17 protein-coding genes, 1 pseudogene and 1 riboswitch are annotated in these 20156 nt (G+C 63.2%); of the genes and pseudogenes, 13 read left to right on the top strand and 5 right to left on the bottom strand.

The genetic code is table 11. The annotated features are described in order from the left end of the window. Positions 1–177 precede the first annotated feature (177 nt). Positions 178–2190, bottom strand: a complete 2013-nt coding sequence (locus NKI95_RS21385; protein WP_352719248.1) for an acetyl-CoA carboxylase biotin carboxylase subunit — start codon at positions 2188–2190, stop codon at positions 178–180. A gap of 213 nt (positions 2191–2403) precedes the next feature. Between NKI95_RS21385 and NKI95_RS21380 the strand changes: the two are divergent. The 7 genes and pseudogenes from NKI95_RS21380 (at position 2404) to NKI95_RS21350 (ending at position 7403) form a co-directional block, all read left to right on the top strand. Further along, positions 2404–3530, top strand: a pseudogene (locus tag NKI95_RS21380) (S-(hydroxymethyl)glutathione dehydrogenase/class III alcohol dehydrogenase). Next, positions 3527–3802, top strand: a complete 276-nt coding sequence (locus NKI95_RS21375) for a hypothetical protein (protein ID WP_352719247.1) — start codon at positions 3527–3529, stop codon at positions 3800–3802. Before NKI95_RS21380 ends, NKI95_RS21375 begins: the two are co-directional and overlap by 4 nt. 20 nt (positions 3803–3822) lie before the next feature. Beyond that, positions 3823–4392 (top strand): S-(hydroxymethyl)glutathione synthase, encoded by a 570-nt coding sequence (gfa, locus tag NKI95_RS21370; protein ID WP_352719246.1) that lies wholly within the window; start codon positions 3823–3825, stop codon positions 4390–4392. Positions 4393–4458: 66 nt separating this feature from the next. After that, positions 4459–4926, top strand: coding sequence for a YaiI/YqxD family protein (locus NKI95_RS21365; protein WP_352454435.1), 468 nt, complete (start codon positions 4459–4461; stop codon positions 4924–4926). Between the two features lie 5 nt (positions 4927–4931). Beyond that, complete coding sequence (locus tag NKI95_RS21360; protein WP_352719245.1) at positions 4932–5609, top strand: DUF1345 domain-containing protein; 678 nt, start codon at positions 4932–4934, stop codon at positions 5607–5609. Between the two features lie 101 nt (positions 5610–5710). Next, complete coding sequence (locus NKI95_RS21355) at positions 5711–6592, top strand: cytochrome b/b6 domain-containing protein (RefSeq protein WP_352719244.1); 882 nt, start codon at positions 5711–5713, stop codon at positions 6590–6592. A gap of 1 nt (position 6593) precedes the next feature. Next, positions 6594–7403: a molybdopterin-binding protein gene (locus tag NKI95_RS21350; RefSeq protein WP_352719243.1), complete on the top strand. Its 810-nt coding sequence runs from the start codon at positions 6594–6596 to the stop codon at positions 7401–7403. A gap of 34 nt (positions 7404–7437) precedes the next feature. On the opposite strand, the gene NKI95_RS21345 is transcribed toward NKI95_RS21350, so the two are convergent. Beyond that, complete coding sequence (locus NKI95_RS21345) at positions 7438–8439, bottom strand: hypothetical protein (protein ID WP_352719242.1); 1002 nt, start codon at positions 8437–8439, stop codon at positions 7438–7440. 202 nt (positions 8440–8641) lie between these two features. Next, positions 8642–8728: riboswitch (glycine riboswitch) on the top strand. A gap of 148 nt (positions 8729–8876) precedes the next feature. Between NKI95_RS21345 and gcvT the strand changes: the two genes are divergently transcribed. Genes gcvT through gcvP form a run of 3 tightly spaced genes read left to right on the top strand, consistent with a single transcriptional unit; the run spans position 8877 to position 13175 of the window. Next, positions 8877–9974: a glycine cleavage system aminomethyltransferase GcvT gene (gene gcvT, locus NKI95_RS21340; protein WP_352719241.1), complete on the top strand. Its 1098-nt coding sequence runs from the start codon at positions 8877–8879 to the stop codon at positions 9972–9974. Positions 9975–9979: 5 nt separating this feature from the next. After that, entirely contained in the window at positions 9980–10348 is a 369-nt protein-coding gene (gcvH, locus tag NKI95_RS21335) for a glycine cleavage system protein GcvH (protein WP_352719240.1), read from the top strand. Between the two features lie 16 nt (positions 10349–10364). Continuing rightward, on the top strand, positions 10365–13175 hold the full coding sequence (gene gcvP / locus NKI95_RS21330) for an aminomethyl-transferring glycine dehydrogenase (protein ID WP_352719239.1): 2811 nt from the start codon (positions 10365–10367) through the stop codon (positions 13173–13175). Positions 13176–13246: 71 nt separating this feature from the next. Here the strand turns inward: gcvP and NKI95_RS21325 are convergent, their stop codons facing one another. Continuing rightward, on the bottom strand, positions 13247–14416 hold the full coding sequence (locus NKI95_RS21325; protein ID WP_352719238.1) for a GGDEF domain-containing protein: 1170 nt from the start codon (positions 14414–14416) through the stop codon (positions 13247–13249). Positions 14417–14690: 274 nt separating this feature from the next. Here NKI95_RS21325 and parE point away from each other — a divergent pair, with 274 nt between their 5' ends. Further along, positions 14691–16742 (top strand): DNA topoisomerase IV subunit B, encoded by a 2052-nt coding sequence (parE, locus tag NKI95_RS21320; protein WP_352719237.1) that lies wholly within the window; start codon positions 14691–14693, stop codon positions 16740–16742. A gap of 189 nt (positions 16743–16931) precedes the next feature. On the opposite strand, the gene NKI95_RS21315 is transcribed toward parE, so the two are convergent. Further along, positions 16932–18053 carry a DUF2336 domain-containing protein gene (locus tag NKI95_RS21315; protein ID WP_352719236.1) on the bottom strand — a complete coding sequence of 374 codons (1122 nt, stop codon included), beginning with the start codon at positions 18051–18053 and terminating at the stop codon, positions 16932–16934. Positions 18054–18163: 110 nt separating this feature from the next. Between NKI95_RS21315 and NKI95_RS21310 the strand changes: the two genes are divergently transcribed. Further along, positions 18164–18655 (top strand): MaoC family dehydratase, encoded by a 492-nt coding sequence (locus NKI95_RS21310; protein ID WP_502908456.1) that lies wholly within the window; start codon positions 18164–18166, stop codon positions 18653–18655. Between the two features lie 3 nt (positions 18656–18658). Further along, positions 18659–19540, top strand: coding sequence for an HpcH/HpaI aldolase/citrate lyase family protein (locus NKI95_RS21305; protein ID WP_352719234.1), 882 nt, complete (start codon positions 18659–18661; stop codon positions 19538–19540). Positions 19541–19560: 20 nt separating this feature from the next. Here the strand turns inward: NKI95_RS21305 and NKI95_RS21300 are convergent, their stop codons facing one another. After that, entirely contained in the window at positions 19561–20145 is a 585-nt protein-coding gene (locus NKI95_RS21300) for a nitroreductase family protein (RefSeq protein ID WP_352719233.1), read from the bottom strand. Positions 20146–20156: the final 11 nt, after the last annotated feature.

Here is a 20156-nt window from a genome sequence, read left to right as displayed (position 1 = left end):
ATCTCCCCCCTCTAGTGGGGAGATTGGCTGTCATCTCGGCTTCGCCAATCTCGTAGGGTGCAGAAGGGGCACTGTCCCCGAAGCTGCCGATCTCCCCCCTGGAGGGGGAGATGTCCGGCAGGACAGAGGGGGGCACTGTCCCGCCAACCTTGGAAGAGTATCAAGGCGGTTTTAGCCTCACGCGAATTCCATGATCACCGCATCGACCGCAAGGCTGTCGCCGGGCTTGGCGTTGAGCTTCGAGACGATGAGGTCGCGCTCGGCGCGCAGCACGTTTTCCATCTTCATCGCTTCGACCACGGCAAGCGTCTCGCCGGCCTTGACCTCCTGCCCCTCGACAACGGCGATCGACACGACGAGGCCGGGCATTGGGCAGAGCAGCATCTTTGAGGTATCCGGCGCGATTTTTTCAGGCATCAGCCTTTCGAGCTCAGCGGTGCGCGGCAGCATGGCGCGACCTGTCACCGACATGCCTTTCCAGGCGATGCGGAACCCGTTCAGCACCGGCCTGACTTGCGCCGCGACCTTGCGGCCGCCGACCGTGCCGCGCCAGATGAGATCGCCCGGCCGCCAGTCGGAGGTCACCGTCAGTGGCTCGCCGCCGTCGATCGACAGGTCAAGCTCGATCGGAATGGAAATCATGCCTTCGACGATGGCCACCGAAAGATAATCCCGGCCGATCTTCACCACCCAATCGCGTTTCAAGGCACCCGAATGCGGCGCCAGCCGCCCGCCCAGCCGGTCGAGCCGGTCGCGGCGCAGCAGTTCCACCGCGGTGGCAATCGCGGCCAGCACCGCTTTCTCCTCGGCGTCTGGCACGATCGGCGCGAAGCCGTCGGGGTATTCCTCGGCGATGAACCCGGTCGATATCTGACCTTCCCGCCAGCGCGGATGCTGCATCAGCGCCGCCAGGAACGGTATGTTGTGCTCGATGCCGTCGACGACGAAACTGTCCAGCGCTTCCGACATCGCGTCTATCGCCGCCAGCCGTGTCGGCGCCCAGGTGCACAGCTTGGCGACCATCGGGTCGTAGAACATCGAGATTTCCGAGCCTTCGGTGACGCCGGTATCGTTGCGGATGACGATTTCGCCGAATTTTCCCTCTTCCGGCGGCCGGTATCTCGTCAGCCGGCCAATCGACGGCAGAAAATTGCGATACGGATCTTCGGCATAGAGGCGGCTTTCCACCGCCCAGCCGTTCAACTTGACGTCGCTCTGCTTGATGGCGAGCTTTTCGCCGGCTGCCACGCGGATCATCTGCTCGACCAGGTCGATGCCGGTGACGAGTTCCGTCACCGGATGCTCGACCTGCAAGCGCGTGTTCATTTCCAAGAAATAGAAGTTCTTGTCGCTGTCGACGATGAATTCGACCGTCCCGGCGCTCTGGTAGTCGACCGCCTTGGCCAGCGCCACCGACTGCTCGCCCATGGCTTTGCGGGTCTTGGCATCGAGGAATGGCGACGGCGCCTCCTCTACGACCTTCTGGTTGCGGCGCTGGATCGAGCATTCGCGCTCGCCGAGATAGAGCGTGTTGCCAAGCGCGTCGGCGAGCACCTGGATTTCGATATGGCGCGGATCGACGATGAACTTTTCGATGAAGACGCGGTCATCGCCGAACGAGCTTTTGGCTTCCGACCGCGCCCGGTCGAAGCCGTCGCGCACCTCTGCCTGGCTCCAGGCGATGCGCATGCCCTTGCCGCCGCCGCCGGCCGAGGCCTTGATCATCACGGGATAGCCGATTTCGCCGGCTATTCTGTCGGCATGGGCGGCGTTTTCGACGACGCCGAGCCAGCCGGGCACCGTCGACACCTTGGCCGCATTGGCGAACTTCTTCGATTCGATCTTGTCGCCCATCGCCTTGATGGCCTTGGGCTTCGGGCCGATGAAGACAATGCCTTCCTGCTCCAGCGCTTCGCAGAAGGATGCCCGCTCGGACAGGAAACCGTAGCCGGGATGCACGGCCTCTGCTCCTGTGGCCTTGCAGGCGGCGATGATCTTTTCCGGGACCAGATAACTTTGCGCAGCCGGCGAAGGCCCGATATGCACCGCCTCGTCGGCCATTTCGACATGCACAGCGTCGCGGTCGGCGTCGGAATAGACCGCGACGGTGGCGATGCCCATCTTGCGCGCCGTCTTGATCACGCGGCAGGCGATCTCGCCACGGTTGGCGACCAGGATCTTTGTGAACATGCAGGCCTCGTCCCTCGGCTGCCCTTCTTTTACGGGCTTCCCGTTTTATGGGCTTCAGGGGGCCGGTCAAGGCAAAGTCGGAGCCTATCCCGGATGCAAATCGGCGGGCGCTGACGAAAATCCGGGGTCGGAACGTCGCTTCGTGCATAGCGCAGAGCTGAATGGTAAGTTAAATCTAACCTGGATTGCAGACTGTCTTGGGAGGATTGCCTGATGAAAACGCGCGCCGCTGTCGCCGTCGCCGCCGGAAAGCCGCTGGAGATCATGGAGGTCGACCTCCAGGGCCCTCGCGATGGCGAGGTGCTGGTCGAGATCAAGGCAACGGCATCTGCCACACCGACGAGTTCACGCTGTCGGGCGCCGACCCGGAAGGCCTGTTTCCGGCGATCCTCGGCCATGAGGGCGCCGGCATCGTCGTCGACGTCGGCAAGGGCGTCACCTCGGTCAAGAAGGGCGACCATGTCATCCCGCTCTATACGCCGGAATGCCGGCAGTGCCCGTCCTGCCTGTCGCGCAAGACCAATCTGTGCACCGCGATCCGCGCCACGCAGGGACAGGGCTTGATGCCCGACGGCACCTCGCGCTTCTCGATCGGCAAGGACAAGCTGTTCCACTATATGGGCTGCTCGACCTTCTCCAATTTCACCGTGCTGCCCGAGATCGCGGTGGCCAAGGTCAACCCGGACGCGCCGTTCGACAAGATCTGCTACATCGGCTGCGGCGTCACCACCGGCATCGGCGCTGTGATCAACACGGCCAAGGTCGAGCAAGGCGCGACGGCCGTCGTCTTCGGCCTCGGCGGCATCGGCCTCAACGTCATCCAGGGCCTGCGCCTGGCCGGCGCCGACATGATCATCGGCGTCGACCTGAACAACGACAAGAAGGAATGGGGCGAGAAATTCGGCATGACGCATTTCGTCAATCCGAAGGAGATCGACGGCGATATCGTGGCTCATCTCGTCAACATGACCAAGCGCGGCGCCGACCAGATCGGCGGCGCCGACTACACGTTCGACTGCACCGGCAACACCAAAGTCATGCGGCAAGCGCTTGAATCGTCGCATCGCGGCTGGGGCAAGTCGGTCATCATCGGCGTTGCCGGCGCCGGCCAGGAGATCTCGACGCGGCCGTTCCAGCTGGTCACCGGCCGCACCTGGATGGGCACCGCCTTCGGCGGCGCGCGCGGCCGCACCGACGTGCCGAAGATCGTCGACTGGTACATGGATGGCAAGATCGAGATCGATCCGATGATCACCCACACGCTGAAGCTCGAGGACATCAACAAGGGCTTTGACCTGATGCATGAAGGCAAGTCGATCAGGAGCGTGGTAGTCTATTGAAGGAGGTACTGATCCGGGTTCGGATCCGATATCCGAATTTCAGCGAGTCGCTCAGTATGCAGAGCTGGCAATTCGGCGAACATCTTTGGGTAGCGCTTAGGAATAACAACCGCGTTCGCATCGACCTCGATGATGAGATCGACCGCGGCAGAGAAGAAATATCGTTTCTCGTGCGCGATACATATCTGAGCAAAGCGCTCAAGGTGGTTGAGCGCGTCAAGCAAGAACACCGTATGGAGAATGAAGCGGTAATCGAAACGGAACCAGCATAGAACCAAGGGAGGAAATAAAAATGCCGGAAAAACTGCATCCTAAGATCGACAATGGACTGCCCAGGCAAAAGGCCGATTTTGCCGGCGGGACGCTAGTCTGCGCCTGCACCAGCAACCCGGTCAAGGTGAAGGTCAAGGGCCAGATCGCCCATAACCATGCCTGCGGCTGCACCAAATGCTGGAAGCCGGAAGGCGCATTGTTCTCGGTCGTGGCGGTTGCCGGTACGGGCGACGTGACGGTGACCGAAAACGGCGACAAGCTGAAGATCGTCGATCCGGGCGCGCTGATCCTGCGCCATGCCTGCACAGGCTGCGGCGTCCACATGCACGGCCCGGTCGAGCGCGACCACGCTTTCAAGGGGCTTTCGTTCATCCATCCGGAGCGCTTCCAGGAGGATGGCTGGTCGCCTCCGGGCTTCACCGCCTTCGTCTCGTCGATCATCGAATCCGGTGTCGATCCGCGCCGCATGGACGGTATCCGATCACAGCTGAAGTCGATCGGGCTCGAACCTTATGATTGCCTCAATCCCGGCCTGATGGATTTTATCGCCACCTGGACGGCGAAGAGATCCGGCGCGTTGCCGGCCTAGTAGCTGCTCGACTATCATCGATCGAGCCGGGCGACGCCGCCCGGCTCTTTCACATTTGGAACAACGATGCCCGCACCCGCCATTCTCGTCGATGCCGATGCCTGCCCGGTGAAGGCCGAGGTCGAAAAAGTCGCCGAGCGGCACGGCATCGTCGTCACCTTCGTCTCCAATGGCGGCTTGCGTCCATCGCGCGATCCGATGATCCGCAATGTCGTCGTCTCCAAGGGTGCGGACGCCGCCGACGACTGGATCGTCGAAAATGCCCGGTCCAACGACATTGTGGTGACCGCCGACATCCCGCTTGCCGCCCGTGCGGTGGCGCTTGGCGCCCATGTGCTCGGCCCGACGGGACGCCCATTTACGCCGGAAACGATCGGCATGGCGGTGGCGATGCGCGACCTCAAGCAGCACCTGCGCGAGACTGGCGAAAGCAAGGGCTACAATTCGAGCTTCGCGCCGCAGGACCGCTCGCGATTCCTTGGCGAACTTGACCGCATCTTGCGGCGAGCGCTGAAATCGGCCTCAGCGGACTGAGAACCATGACGACCGGTACCCCGACCAAAATGCCCATGCAACGCCACACGCCGTTCGCGCTGTCGGCCTGCATCGGCGTGGCAGCCTTTGGCGCAGCGCTGATCTGGCGTGCGCCGCTTGCCTATTCGATCGGCGCCAATGTGTTCTTTGCCGCCTATCTCTGTCTTGTCGTCGCCCACATGCCGCGGCTTACCGGCAGCTATCTGCGCAAGAATGCAGGCGACACGGACCTGCCGGTACTGGCCATCTTCGCGGTCACGCTGGTTGTGGTCGCCATTGCCATCGTTTCGTTGTTTCAATTGATCAACAGGGAGAAGAGCGCGGATCCCGTCGAGCTTACGGTGGCGTTGTTGTCTATCCCGCTTGGCTGGTTGACCATCCATGCGATGGCGGCGCTTCACTACGCGCATCTCTATTGGTTGGACGGCGATGCGATGGATGGCGACACCAAAAAGAAAATTCCGGTCGGCGGCCTCGACTTCCCGGGCGGCAAACGGCCGGAAGGCTCGGATTTCCTCTATTTTGCGACAGTGATCGGCATGACGGCGCAAACCGCCGACACCAACATCACGACCTCGCAAATGCGCCGTGTCGTGCTTGTGCATTCGATCCTGTCGTTCTTCTTCAACACGGTAATCGTGGCAGCCGCGGTCAATCTCGCCGTCAGCCTCGGCAGTCCGTAATAAATCCGTGATCGGGTGAAACATCGCTTAAGCTGGCGACGTATTGGGAGGAGAAGAGATCTGACAGGCCGCGGCGAACACGCGGCCGGAGGGAACAACAGATGGAATCGGTTGCCAGAGGCGAAGCCAGCACCGGAGCAGATGGCGCTGCTTCGACGGATGCGACGCTGATCTATCGCCAGTCGCGCTGGACACGGCTGACGCATTGGCTGTGGGCGATCGCGCTGTTCTTCATGCTGCTCTCCGGGCTGCAGATCTTCAACGCCCGCCCGCAGCTCTACATCGGCAAGGAGTCGGGCTTTGGCTACAACAACACCATCTTCGCCATCGGCGCCGAGAACACCGCAAGCGGCCCGCGCGGCTACACCGAAATCTTCGGCAAGCGCTTCGATACCACCGGCGTACTAGGCTGGTCGGGTCCGGCCGGCCAGGAGACCTCCCGCGCCTTCCCGTCCTGGGCGACGATCCCTTCCTACTACGATCTCGGCACCGCGCGCGTCGTCCACTTCTTCTTTGCCTGGGTGCTGACGGCCACGCTGCTGGTCTGGCTGGTCGCCAGTCTGATCAACGGCCATTTGCGCCGCGATCTTGCCCCGCGCCTCGATGATATCAGGCGCCTGCCGCGAGACATCGTCGAGCACGCCAGGTTCAGATTCCACCACAAGCGCGAATACAACACGTTGCAGAAGATGGCCTATGGCGGCGTGCTGTTCCTGCTGCTGCCGCTGATGATCATCACCGGCCTTGCCATGTCGCCGAGCATGGATTCGGTGCTGCCATTCCTGAACGACGTACTCGGCGGCCGGCAGACGGCGCGCACCATCCACTTCACGGTGATGCTGCTGCTCGTCGCCTTCTTCGTCGTCCACATCCTGATGATCCTGGCCGCCGGCCCGATCAACGAGCTGCGTTCGATCATCACCGGCTGGTACCGAACCGACCCGCCGGCGCGTAGCGACAAAGCACCCGAGAGGAGCGCCTGACATGGCGAAATTTGAGATCAGCCCCAAGCTACAGATAAGCCGAAGGAAATTCCTGACCTCGGCCAGCCTCGGCCTTTCCGGCATCATGCTGTCGGGCTGCGACGCCTTCGACAGCCAGCTTGGCGTCGGCGACGGCCTGCGCAGCTTCCTCGAAAGCGCCAATGGCCTGACCTGGCGGGCGCAGCGGCTGCTTGCCGGCCGCGATGCGCTGGCGCCGGAATTCACCGAGGCCGACATTCGCCAGCCGCAGCGGCCGAACGGTGTCACCGCACCGGACGACGACTATTACAAAGGCCTGCTCGCCAGCGATTTCGCCGACTGGCGGCTGGAGGTTTCAGGCCTCGTCGAAAAACCGCTGTCGCTGAGCCGCGAGCAGCTGATGAACATGCCGAGCCGCACGCAGATCACCCGCCACGACTGCGTCGAAGGCTGGAGCTGCATTGCCAAATGGACCGGCACGCCGCTGTCGCTTGTGCTCGACCAGGCAGTGGTCAAGCCGCAGGCGCGCTATGTCATGTTCCACTGCCTTGACACCATCGACCGCAGCCTTGCCGGCGATATCAAATATTACGGCTCGATCGACCTGATCGATGCTCGTCATCCGCAGACGATCCTTGCCTATGGCCTCAACGGCAAGCCATTGCCGGTCGAAAATGGCGCGCCGCTGCGCGTTCGCGTCGAGCGCCAGCTCGGCTACAAAATGCCGAAATACCTCTACAAGATCGAGCTGGTCGACGGCTTCGCCAATCTCGGCGGCGGCAGAGGCGGCTATTGGGAGGACAATGGCTACGACTGGTACGGCGGCATCTGACGCCGCATTGTACCAACGATTTACTGCCTTTTGTTCAAGCGACCCTGTCGATCAGCGGCTTGAGCGCAGGGTGTATTTCCGGCGAGGCGTGCTTGATCAGGGTCAGCAGCGCACGCTCGTTGTCCTGCAGCGGCCGGTCGCCGATGTGTTCAGCAAGCCATTTGGCCTCGCCGGCATCGACCGTCTCGGCGCGGCGGGCCAGAGCCTCGGCTGCCTTGTTCCTCGATTCCCATTCGGCCTCGACGTCGCCCGGTGAGCGATAGGCCTCCATAATGCCAGACAGGCCGCCCGACACCATACGGCTGAAGAAACCGCCGATCTCCGGATCGGCCTGCTCGAAGAAGGAATCCCGGCGCAGCGCCACATCGCGGATCGGCGCTTCGTAGCCGGCCGAGCACATGACGAAATTGGCGATCGCCTTGACGAACAGATCGTTCCAGGACGGATCGTTGTCGGCCGCCGCTGTCCGCTCGTTGATCTTGAACAGCACCTCGGCCTCGGCGCGGCTGATGGCGATGTTGCCATCGCCACCATAGGCGTAAAGGATGCGGCGCAACAGCTCGACCTCGGCCTTGGCAATCGACCCGGGGATAAGTCTGCCGCCGCCGGTCATCAGCGGCCCCTGGCCGTCCACGACCGCATGAGCGACCTGCTCCAGCGCATAGCTGGAAAGCGTGCTCGGCGATGATTTGGCAGCTTCCAGCACGTGCACCAGCAACTCGAGTTCTGTCCGGCTATCGACCATGCCGTCGCGCGAAATCGTTCGGATCAGCCAGTCGGCATTCTCCTGCGAAACATAGCCGGCCGGCTGTTCCTGGTGGACGATGAAGTCGGTCACGGCCTCGACGAAAAACTCGAGCCATTCCGCGCATTTGTCCCGCGCCGTCGCGTCGAGTGCAAACAGCGCCTCGGCCTCGCCGCGCGTTACCACGCCGTCGCCGAACACTTCGCCGCGCAGCATGACCACGTCTTCAGCCGTGATCCGATTTTTCGAGGTCAGCCCGGCCATCGGCGCGCTCATGATCAATTCGCCCATTTTCTTCCCCGCCCGCCGCAATCGCCGGTCCTTATCCGGTATATCGGCAAGGTCTTGAGAAACCGGCAAGCGGCGTGGTTAGCGAAGGCTTGCCTGGAAAGAAGGCCCGCAAAGAAGACTTGCCAGTAAAAATGTCGCTGGCAGGTGACAAGGTGTCGTCCACGGGCTATGGATAACGAGTCGAGGGCTCTTAACCGAGTCCTACCTGTTTGCGGGAGAGAGCAGCGAGAGCTGCCGCCGAAGGGGAAATCGCCCGAAATCTCTCAGGCAAAAGAACCGTAGACGGGAAAGACACTCTGGAAAGTCGGGGCTTGCCCCCGCGCCGAAGGTGTAAGCGCTGCCGACAGAGTTACGGGGCGCGAGTCTCTCAGGCTTCAGACAGAGGGGCACGGACTGGTCGCCATTCGCGACCGCTTGCGTGCGACTCTGGAGATGACATGACGGGCGACACCAAACACCTTCCCCTCGAAGATCTGCACATGGCAGCCGGTGCGCGCTTCGGCGCCTTCGCCGGCTGGTCGATGCCGCTGACCTACCCGGCCGGCGTGATGAAGGAGCACCTTCACAGCCGCGAGCATGCCGGCCTGTTCGACATCTCGCACATGAAGCTGTTCGAAATCAGCGGCCCGGGTGCAGCAGCGCTTCTGAACCGCGCCTGCCCGTTCGATGCCGGCGCGCTTGAGATTTCCCAGTCCAAATACACGTTCTTCCTCAATGAGGCGGCCGGGATACTCGACGATCTGATCGTCACCAGGCTCGGCGCCGAGCGCTTCATGATGGTCGCCAATGCCGGCAATGCCGCCGCCGACGAAAAACATCTGCGCGCACTGGCCGGGGATTTCGACGTGAAGGTGGACGCACTCGACCGCGTCTTCCTGGCCATCCAGGGCCCCGAGGCGTGGGCCGCCCTCTCCCGCGCCGGCATCGAGACCGGTTCGCTGGTGTTCATGCACGGCATCGAGCCGCGCGAAAAATGGTTCATGAGCCGGTCTGGCTATACCGGTGAAGACGGCTTCGAGATCGGCCTGCCGGAAGCGGATGCGCGAAACCTCGTCACCAGGCTGCTCGAGGACGAGCGGGTGATGTGGATCGGCCTTGCCGCCCGCGACAGCCTGCGGCTCGAAGCCGGACTGTGCCTGCACGGGCTGGACATCACGCCGGAGATCGATCCGGCCAGCGCCGGGCTGATGTGGGCCATCCCCAAGGAGGTTCGCGCCTCCGGCGCGTTCGTCGGCGCCGATGCGCTGCGCGCCATCCTGGAGCGCGGCCCGGCGCAAAAACGCGTCGGCCTGAAGCCGGAAGGCCGCCAGCCGGTGCGCGCCGGTGCTGCCCTTTTCGATGCCGACGGCGACCCTGCCGGCCATGTCACCTCCGGCGGCTTCGGCCCCTCGGCCGGTCATCCGGTCGCCATGGGCTACGTCCAGACGCCGCTTGCCAAATCCGGCGCAAAACTGTTCGCCGATGTCCGCGGGACGAAAATCCCGGTCGACATCCACCCTCTGCCCTTCACGCCCCATCGCTACCGCAAAGGATGATTTCAATGGCAAAGACCTATTTCACCGAAGATCACGAATGGCTGCGCGTCGAGAGCGGCATCGCCACCGTCGGCATCACCGACTACGCACAGCAGCAGCTCGGCGATCTCGTCTTCGTCGAGCTGCCGGAATTGGGCAGAAAACTGGCCAAGGGCGACACCGCCGTGGTGGTCGAATCGGTCAAGGCGGCATCGGACGTCTACGCGCCGGTCGACGGCGAGATCACCGAGGCCAACACCTCGCTGTCATCGGATCCTTCGCTCGTCAATTCGGCGGCAACCGGCGACGGCTGGCTGTGGAAGATGAAGCTGGCCAATGAAAACCAGCTCGATGGGCTCCTCGATGAAGCCGCTTACAAAGCCCATATTGGTTGATAGCAGGACCAGGAAGATGACCGCAGCACCCTACCCCTTCTCGGCTCGCCATATCGGCCCGGGCCTCCATGATGTCAGAGCCATGCTGGCGACGATCGGCGTTCCTTCGGTCGAGACCCTGATCAGCCAGGCAGTGCCGAAGTCGATCCGGCTCGACCGGCCGCTGGCCCTGCCCGCCCCCGCAAGCGAAGCGGAAGCGCTGACCGAGCTCGCGGCGACGATGGCAAAGAACACGGTGCTGAAGAGCTTCATCGGTGCCGGCTATCATGGCGTCCATGTGCCGCCGGTGATCCAGCGCAACCTGTTCGAGAACCCGGCCTGGTATACGGCTTACACGCCGTACCAAGCCGAGATCAGCCAGGGCCGGCTGGAAATGCTGTTCAACTTCCAGACGCTGGTGACAGAACTGACTGGCCTGCCGGTGGCATCGGCCTCGCTGCTCGACGAAGCGACGGCGGTGGCCGAAGCTGTCGGCATTGCGCTGCGCCATCATCGCGACAAGCGCACCAAGGTGGCACTGGCCGGCACGCCGCACCCCCAGACGCTGGACGTCGTGCGCACCCGCGCCGAGCCGCTCGGCATCGAGGTGGACGGCGAGGTGATCGACGACAATACCGCCGCTCTGCTGGTCTCCTGGCCCGATACATTCGGCGTCTATGGCGACCACAAGGCAGCGATCGACAAGGCCCGCGCGGCCGGCGCGTTGGTCGTCTTCATTGCCGACCCGCTTGGCCTGACGCTGACCGAGGCGCCGGCCAGGCTTGGCGCCGACATCGCCGTTGGCCCGATGCAGCGTTTTGGCGTGCCGATGGGCTTTGGCGGGCCGCACGCCGCCTATTGCGCCGTGTCCGACAGGTTGACGCGGCTGATGCCCGGCCGGCTCGTTGGCCAGTCGACGGACAGCAAGGGCCGTCCCGGATATCGCCTGGCTTTGCAGACACGCGAACAGCATATCCGCCGCGACAAGGCGACCTCCAATATCTGCACCGCACAGGCGCTGCTCGCCAACATGGCGACGGCCTATGCGATCTGGCATGGCCCTGCCGGGCTGCAAGCGATTGCCGGCCGCGTCCACACACTGGCCAACCGCCTGGCTGCCTGCCTCCAGGCAGCAGGCGTTTCGGTGCTCGGCGAAAGCCGCTTCGACACGGTGACCGTGGAAGTGAAGGGCAGAGCCGGCGCGATTGCCGCCGCCGCAGAAAAGACCGGCCGGCTGCTGCGCGTCATCGACGCCGACCATGTCGGCATCAGCTTCGACGAGACCTCCACCGAAGCCGATCTGGAGGCAATCGCAGCACTTTTCGGTGCCAAGGCCGGCGTTGCCGCCGGCAGTTCCATGCCAGGAAAACCGCGCGGCAAGGAGTTCCTCACTCAGCCCGTCTTCCGCGAAAACCACTCGGAAACCGACATGATGCGCTTCCTGCGCCGGCTGGCCGACAAGGACCTGGCGCTTGACCGCGCCATGATCCCACTCGGCTCCTGCACCATGAAGCTCAACGCCGCCGCCGAAATGATGCCGGTGAGTTGGCCTGATGTCGCCAACCTGCATCCCTTCGCGCCGGCAAACCATTCGATAGGCTATCGCGCCATGATCGACGAGCTGGAAGGCTGGCTGGCGGAGATCACCGGCTTCGACGCGGTGACCCTGCAGCCCAATGCCGGCAGCCAGGGCGAATATGCCGGGCTGCTCGCCATTCGCGGCTATCATCTGTCGCGCGGCGAAGGCCATCGCACCGTCTGCCTGATCCCGTCCTCGGCGCATGGCACCAACCCGGCAAGCGCGGCCATGGCCGGCATGAGCGTCGTCGTCGTGCGCTGCACCGAAGACGGCAATATCGACATGGACGACCTGCAGGCCAAGGCGGCCGAGCATGCGCAAGACCTCGCGGCGCTGATGTTCACCTATCCTTCGACGCACGGCGTCTTCGAGGAAGGCGCGCGCGACCTCTGCGCCCTTGTCCACAGCCATGGCGGCCAGGTCTATTTCGACGGCGCCAATCTCAACGCGCTGGTCGGCCTCGCCCGTCCCGGCGATATCGGCGCCGACGTCTGCCACATGAACCTGCACAAGACTTTCTGCATCCCTCATGGCGGCGGCGGCCCCGGCGTCGGCCCGATCGGCGTCAAGGCGCATCTGGAGCCATATCTGCCCGGCCACGTCACCGAAGGCTCGGCCCATGCCGTGGCGGCGGCACCGTTCGGCAGTGCCTCGATCCTGCCGATCACCTGGATGTATATCCGCATGATGGGCGCTTCCGGCCTGAAGCAGGCGACCGAGACGGCGATCATCTCCGCCAACTATGTGGCGACGCGGCTTGGCGAGCATTTCCCCCTGCTTTACAAGGGGCGCAACGGACGCGTTGCGCATGAATGCATCCTCGACACCCGCGTGCTCAAGGACAGCGCCGGCATCAGCGTCGACGATATCGCCAAGCGGCTGATCGACTATGGCTTTCACGCGCCGACCATGTCGTTCCCGGTGGCCGGCACACTGATGGTCGAGCCGACCGAATCCGAGCCCAAGCGCGAGCTGGATCGTTTCTGCGAGGCCATGATCGCCATAGCCGGCGAGGCAGCCAAGGTGGCGAAGGGCGAATGGCCCTTGGCCGACAATCCTCTGGTCAATGCGCCACACACCGCCGCCGAGGCATTGGCCGGCCAGTGGACCCATCCCTATTCGCGTCTGGAGGCGGCCTACCCCGCCGGGGATGCCGATACGGCGGCAAAATACTGGCCGCCGGTGTCACGCATCAACAACGTCGCCGGCGACCGCAACCTGGTCTGCTCCTGCCCGCCGCTGTCGGAATATCTGGGTGCGGCGGAATAGACCATGATCCCGAAAAGTGGAATCCGGTTTTCGGACAAGATCATGGTCTAACAAGAAGATAGAAGCTTCAATCAGGCAGAACGCAAGGCCGGCCCGTCGGACTTGCTCGCCCGGTCCCGGGCGACGACGCGATTTCGCCCGGCGCGCTTTGCCGCATAGAGTGCTGCGTCGGCTTCGGCCAGCACATCGTCGAGACCGGTGCCGCTTGTTCCGCCAAAGCCGATGCCGCCACTGACTGTGCTTCGCAACGGACCAAGCTGGGTGGCCACGACTTCCGTGCCGAAGGCGACGCTGATCTTGCTCGCAACATCATAGGCCTTCTCTTCCGTCATCCGCGACATGACGAGGACGAATTCCTCGCCGCCCAGTCGGAAGGCGTCGACGCCGGTTCTGGCGTATTTCCTGATGACCCCTGCGAAGCGGCGCAGGACCTGATCGCCGACCGGGTGACCGAATACGTCGTTCGTCCTCTTGAAATGGTCGAGATCGAACATGGCGACGGACATGAACGGACCGAAGACCCGCTCGCCGTAGAGTGCCGTCAACGCCCGCCGATTCATCAGCCCGGTCAATGGATCGGTCATCGTCTCGGCCTTAAGTTCGATCTGCGCCTGCAAATGGTGCAGGGAGAGCGTCAATGCGCCGAGCCCGGTCATGCAGGCGACGGCCACGACGGAATTCACCCGCTCGGCCCAATTGTCCGGTGCTACACCGAGCACCCATTGGCCCTTGACCAGCAGGACCGCGCCGCAAAGTCCGAACGACAGCGCACAGACGCCGCTCAGGAACGAGACGACCAGCAATATCCGGCGATCGTGACCACCCTCAATCCAGAACATCGCCCCGATGAGCGAGAGCAGCGCCGTTACCGTCGCGTAGGTGACAATAAAGCCGACACCATCAAACCCGAGATACGTCGCGCCCGCGCAAACAGCCATCGCAACCAAGGTCGGCAAGATGGCTCGCCTGTAGTCGCCTATGCTGAGATATTGCATGGCCGACAGGCAGATAATCAGGAAGCCGAGGCTGAGAAGCACAAGCACGATCTGGCAAAGCCAGGCGCTTGGATCCCTGGTGTAATGCCAGAACAACACTACATGTGCGACGAGCACGAGAATGCCGCACGCCACCGTCAGCACAAAGCGTGCCTGTGGCGCGGTGAACCAGATCGCAAACATGGTGATGCTAAGGCACGTGCCCGACAGCGCCGCCGCGAGCAGGAGCGAACTGTAATCCAACATGCTTAAGCGACAGCCTCATGAGGGTTCCGCTGCATTCTAGATCAGCGACAGTCCGCAAATACCGTTTTTTCAGCCAATCTTCCGGCGTAACCTTCGGACAGGGTTTACAAAACGTCGATGCTCCAGGCTTCGACCCCATTTCCGCCGCTTGGTTGTCGAATGGTTTTGCAGTAAGAGGCTCTATCCTCGAACGTAACAGGAACCTCCGTCGCCTGCCCGCGAAAAGCGTGGCAGTATCGGGTGGTGATTCGCAGCATCGGAATCCAGAACCAGCATGGACGACAACAACGATCTTTTTGCCAATTTGGGCAAGCAGCCGCAACCGGCTCGCGCCGCCGCGCGCCCAGCCGACCCGCTGGTGCAGGCGGCGAAGCGGCCGGCGGCCCGTGACGCCAGCGAGAGCTACAGTGCCGCCGACATCGAGGTGCTGGAGGGCCTGGAGCCGGTGCGCCGCCGCCCGGGCATGTACATTGGCGGCACCGACGACAAGGCGATGCACCATCTGTTTGCCGAGGTCATCGACAATTCGATGGACGAGGCGGTCGCCGGCCATGCGACCTTCATCGATGTCGAGCTTTCCGCCGATGGGTACCTGTCCGTTACCGACAATGGCCGCGGCATCCCGGTCGATCCGCACCCGAAATTCAAGAAGCCGGCGCTCGAACTCATCATGACGACGCTGCATTCAGGCGGCAAGTTCGACAGCAAGGTTTACGAGACGTCCGGCGGCCTGCACGGTGTCGGCGTTTCCGTCGTCAACGCGCTGTCCGACCATCTCGAGGTCGAGGTCGCGCTGGGAAGGAAACTTTATCGGCAAAAGTTCTCGCGCGGCATTCCTGTGACCGGCCTGGAGCAGCTCGGCGAGGTGCACAACCGGCGCGGCACGAAGATCCGCTTCCATCCAGACGAGCAGATTTTCGGCAAGGGCGCGGCTTTTGAGCCGGCGCGGCTCTACCGCATGGCGCGGTCAAAGGCGTATCTGTTCGGCGGTGTCGAAATCCGCTGGACCTGCGATCCCTCGCTGATCAAGGAAAAGGACACGACGCCGGCCAAGGCAGAATTCCATTTTCCGGGCGGCCTCAAGGACTATTTGAAAGCCTCGCTCGGCGACGAATTCCAGGTGACCCGTGAAATGTTCGCCGGCAAGAGCGAGAAGCAGGGCGGCCACGGTTCGCTCGAATGGGCGGTGACCTGGTTCGGCGGCGACGGTTTTATCAATTCCTATTGCAACACCATCCCGACCGCGGAGGGCGGCACGCATGAGGCCGGGTTCCGCAACGTTCTGACGCGCGGCTTGCGTGCCTATGCCGATTTGGTCGGCAACAAGCGCGCCTCGATCGTCACTTCCGAGGATGTGATGATCTCGGCGGCGGGCATGCTGTCGGTGTTCATCCGCGAACCGGAATTCGTCGGCCAGACCAAGGACAGGCTGGCGACGATCGAGGCGATCCGCATCGTCGAAAGCGCCATCCGCGACCCGTTCGACCACTGGCTGGCCGACAATCCGCAGGAAGCTTCGAAACTGCTCGAATGGGTGATCGCGCGTGCCGACGAGCGGGTGCGCCGCCGCCAGGAAAAGGAAGTGTCGCGCAAGAGTGCTGTGCGCAAGCTGCGCCTGCCCGGCAAGCTCGCCGACTGCACGCAGAATGCCGCCGCCGGTGCCGAACTTTTCATCGTCGAGGGCGATTCGGCCGGTGGCTCGGCGAAGCAGGCGCGCGACCGCGCCAGCCAGGCGGTGCTGCCGCTGCGCGGCAAGATCCTCAATGTCGCCAGCGCCGGCAGCGACAAACTTGCCGGCAACCAGCAGATATCCGACCTCATCCAGGCCCTGGGCTGCGGCACGCGCTCGAGATATCGCGACGAGGACCTGCGTTACGACCGGGTCATCATCATGACCGATGCCGACGTCGACGGCGCCCATATCGCCTCGCTGCTGATCACCTTTTTCTACCAGGAGATGCCAAGCCTGATCCGCGGCGGCCATCTCTATCTGGCGGTGCCGCCGCTTTATTCGATCCGGCAAGGCGGCAAGGTCGCCTATGCCCGCAACGACGCGCACAAGGACGAACTCCTGCGCACCGAATTCACCGGGCGCGGCAAGGTCGAAATCGGCCGCTTCAAAGGGCTGGGCGAAATGATGGCTGCCCAGCTCAAGGAAACCACCATGGACCCGAGAAAGCGCACGCTGCTGCGGGTCGATGTGATCGACGCCGAGGCGGCGACCAAGGATGCTGTCGACGCACTGATGGGCACCAAGCCCGAGGCCCGCTTCCGCTTCATCCAGGAACGCGCGGAATTCGCCGAGACGGAAGTGCTGGATATCTGAGCGTCTTCTGCCAGGCGAGGTGGCGAGCCGCGGACGGCGGCTGTCACTGTTCGCAAGACTTTCCGGATTTTTCGCGCAAGATGAGGTCTGGAACGGTTCAGCGTTTCACGGAAACGCCGAACCGCTCTATCTTTTTGTTTTGACGCAATTCCGGATGGAAAACCGTTTCACACTTTTCCTGGAATTGCTTTAGGCAGCGGCGATCGCCAGCGCGTGCCCGCGTGCGTTTTCGCGCAGCGCGTCGAGGTGGATCGATTTGACCAGCCCGGCGAGATCGCCTTCGGCGGACTGCCCTCCCAATTCCTTCAGCATCAGCCAGCTGACTTCCTGGACGCCGGCGAGGCGTTTGCCATTGGCGACCTCGCGCCAGACCTTCAGCGCGCGCAGGATGATGGCGTGGGTGGCGGCGGCAAGCCCGGCGCTGCGGAACAGTGCCTGCAACGCTATGTCATGCCCGCCGGCCAGCAGTGCCCTCACCCGTTGCTCGGACTGCTGGCTGAGCGCGACCAGCGCCGAGCCAAAGAAGTCGACCTTGCCGTGCGCGATGGTGCGGATGATGAAGCTTGCGGTCAGGTCGCCGCGCAGGCGCAGATGTTCGACAAGTGCGGTATGTTCCTCTGCTCGCGTGCCTTCGATCAGCGTCACCGAAGCCTTGACGCAAGCATCGCGCGTGACGCGCTCGGCCCTGGCGGCGCCCATCAGCGCCAGCACCAGCGCTGAGCCCTTGAGCGTCTCGCCCACTTTGACCAGCAGCAAATGGCGGCAATCGGCGGGCAGGCGCACGTCGGCAATCAGCGCCTCGCGCACCAGAGGCAGGTGGCCGTGCCGCTCGGCCATGCGCCGAAAGCTGATCGATGCGATGTCGGCGCCGCTGTTGGCGAGCAGCGTGGCGCAGGCCTCCGGCTCGCCGATCTCGGCGATCGCCGCCGCAACCGACATTGAGACGCGCGGCCGGTCGGCGATCACCTTCTGCGTCGCTTTCTGGCCGCCGGCAACCCGATCGATCAGGTCGGCATCGGTAAGCAGCGGCGACCGCGCCAGCACCAAGGCTGCGACTTCCGGCTGGTCCGAGGCCAGCGCGCTGACGATCTGCGGCGGCGCATGATGGCTCATGGAAAGCGCGTCGGCGATCGCCAGTCGCACCTTCGACGATGCGTCATCGAGCAGCAACGTCAGCGCCGCCTCCGCAGCGCAGCGGTCCTCGAAAGGCAGGTCCGAGTCGACATAGGCGCGGGCAAGTGCGCTTGCCGCCGCAACGCGCTCCGACACCTTCGCCGTGTGAATCCATTTCAGGAAATGCGAAACGACCATGTCGCCTGCTTACGCCCTTTGCCAGAACGCTTCTGGCCCCTGTGGAGACCGTAGGCACAAATGGTTTACGAACGGTTCACCATGTTCGTTAACTGGCTTGCGAGCCCGGTTTGCAACGCCTATCAACCCTTAAGCAGCGGAGGAGATCGACAATGGCCGGACTTTATCTGGAGGAGTTCGTTGTCGGCCATGAGTTCAAGCACACGCTGCGCAAGACCGTGACCGAAAGCGACAACATGCTGTTTTCGGTGATGACGCTGAACCCGCAGCCGCTGCACATCGATTTCGACTTCGCCGCCAAGAGCGAATGGGGCAAGCCCCTGGTCAATTCGCTGTTCACGCTTGGCCTGATGATCGGCATCTCGGTCAACGACATCACCGTCGGCACCACCATCGCTAATCTCGGCATGAAGGAGACGGTGTTTCCGCACCCCGTCTTCCATGGCGACACCATTCGCGTCGAGACCACTGTCGTCTCGGTGCGCGAATCCAGGTCGAAGCCGGACCGCGGCGTCGTCGAGTTCGAGCATCGCGCCTATAATCAGAACGACGTCCTGGTTGCCAAATGCACGAGGCAAGCGATGATGATGAAAAAGGCATAGCCGATGCGTTCCCTGCTCTTCGTTCCCGGCGATTCGGAAAAGAAGCTGGAAAAGGCCTTTGGCGTGGGCGCCGACGTGGTCATCGTCGATCTCGAGGATTCGATTGCCGCGCAGAACAAGGGTCTGGCGCGCGACACAGCGGCGCATTTCATCGCCGAGCACAGGCACCGAACCAACTCCGTGATCTATCTGCGCGTCAATGACCTTTCGACCGGACTGACCGACGACGATCTGGCGGCGCTCGTGCCAGCAAAACCAGACGGCATCATGCTGCCTAAGTCGAACAGCGGACTGGATGTTCAGCATCTCTCGGCCAAGCTCAGGGTGCACGAAGCTGAAAGCGGCCTGCCGGATGGAGCTATAAAGATCCTGCCGATCATCACAGAAACGGCCGCAGGCGTCTTGGCCGCAGCGACCTACGCCCGTGCAAGCGCGCGGCTTGTCGGCGTCACCTGGGGGGCGGAAGATTTGTCGGCGGCAATCGGCGCGCGCGCGACGCGCGACGAGAACGGCCGCTACACGGATGTATTCCGCTTCGCCCGCACCATGACCATCCTCGCCGCAAGTGCCGCGGAAGTCGCCGCAATCGACACCGTCTTTCCGGATTTTCGCAACATGGCCGGTTTCGAGGCCGAATGCGCCGAGGCCGAGCGCGACGGTTTCACCGGCAAGCTGGCGATCCATCCGGCGCAGGTGCCGGTCATCAACGCCGCCTTCACGCCCTCGGCGCAAGCGGTGAAAAGCGCCCTTGCGATCGTCGAGGCGTTCAAGGCGGCAGGAAATCCCGGCGTCGTCGGCATGGATGGCAAGATGTACGACCGGCCGCATCTCAAGCTCGCAGAGCGGCTCCTGGCGCGAGCCAAGGCATCGGGGCTTGATCCTTAGGGGTCTGTTCCGCTCCGAAATTATCCCACCCACGGCCCCGAATAGTCGGCATAGAGCTTTGCCGGATCTGGCCGCGGCCGTTCCGGCGCTGGCCCCTGATAGGAGCCGATATGGACGAAACCGACGACCCGCTCATGCGGCGCCAAGCCGAGGATCGCCCTGCCCTCCGGCACGTCGGAATACCAGTTGCTGATCATGTTGGTGCCGTAGCCCAGCGCATTGGCGGCAAGCATCAGGTTCATCGCCGCCATGCCGCCGGACAGGAACATCTCCCATTGCGGGATCTTTGGATTTTCCCTGGGGATCGAGATCACGCCGATGACCAGCGGCGCGCGCGAAAAGCGCGCCAATTCCTGGTTGCGGCGGCCTTCCGGCAGCGGTCCTTCACGCTGCTCGGCAAGTGCCGCCAGCTTCTTGCCGATCTCGACGCGAGCCTCGCCGCGATAGAGGATAAAACGCCACGGCTCCAGCCGGCCGTGGTCCGGCACCCGCGAGGCGGCGGCGATCATCGTCGCGATCTCAGCATCGCTCGGCGCCGGCTCTTTCAAATCCGGGATCGGCGTGGAATTTCGGGTCAGCAGAAAATCGATGATCGGCGACGCCATGGGCGCAAGTC

Source organism: Mesorhizobium sp. M0306 (assembly GCF_040321655.1).
Classification (GTDB): Bacteria; Pseudomonadota; Alphaproteobacteria; order Rhizobiales; family Rhizobiaceae; genus Mesorhizobium.
The sequence above is the reverse complement of the archived record's forward strand: the minus strand, read 5'-3'. Positions and strand labels throughout refer to the sequence as shown.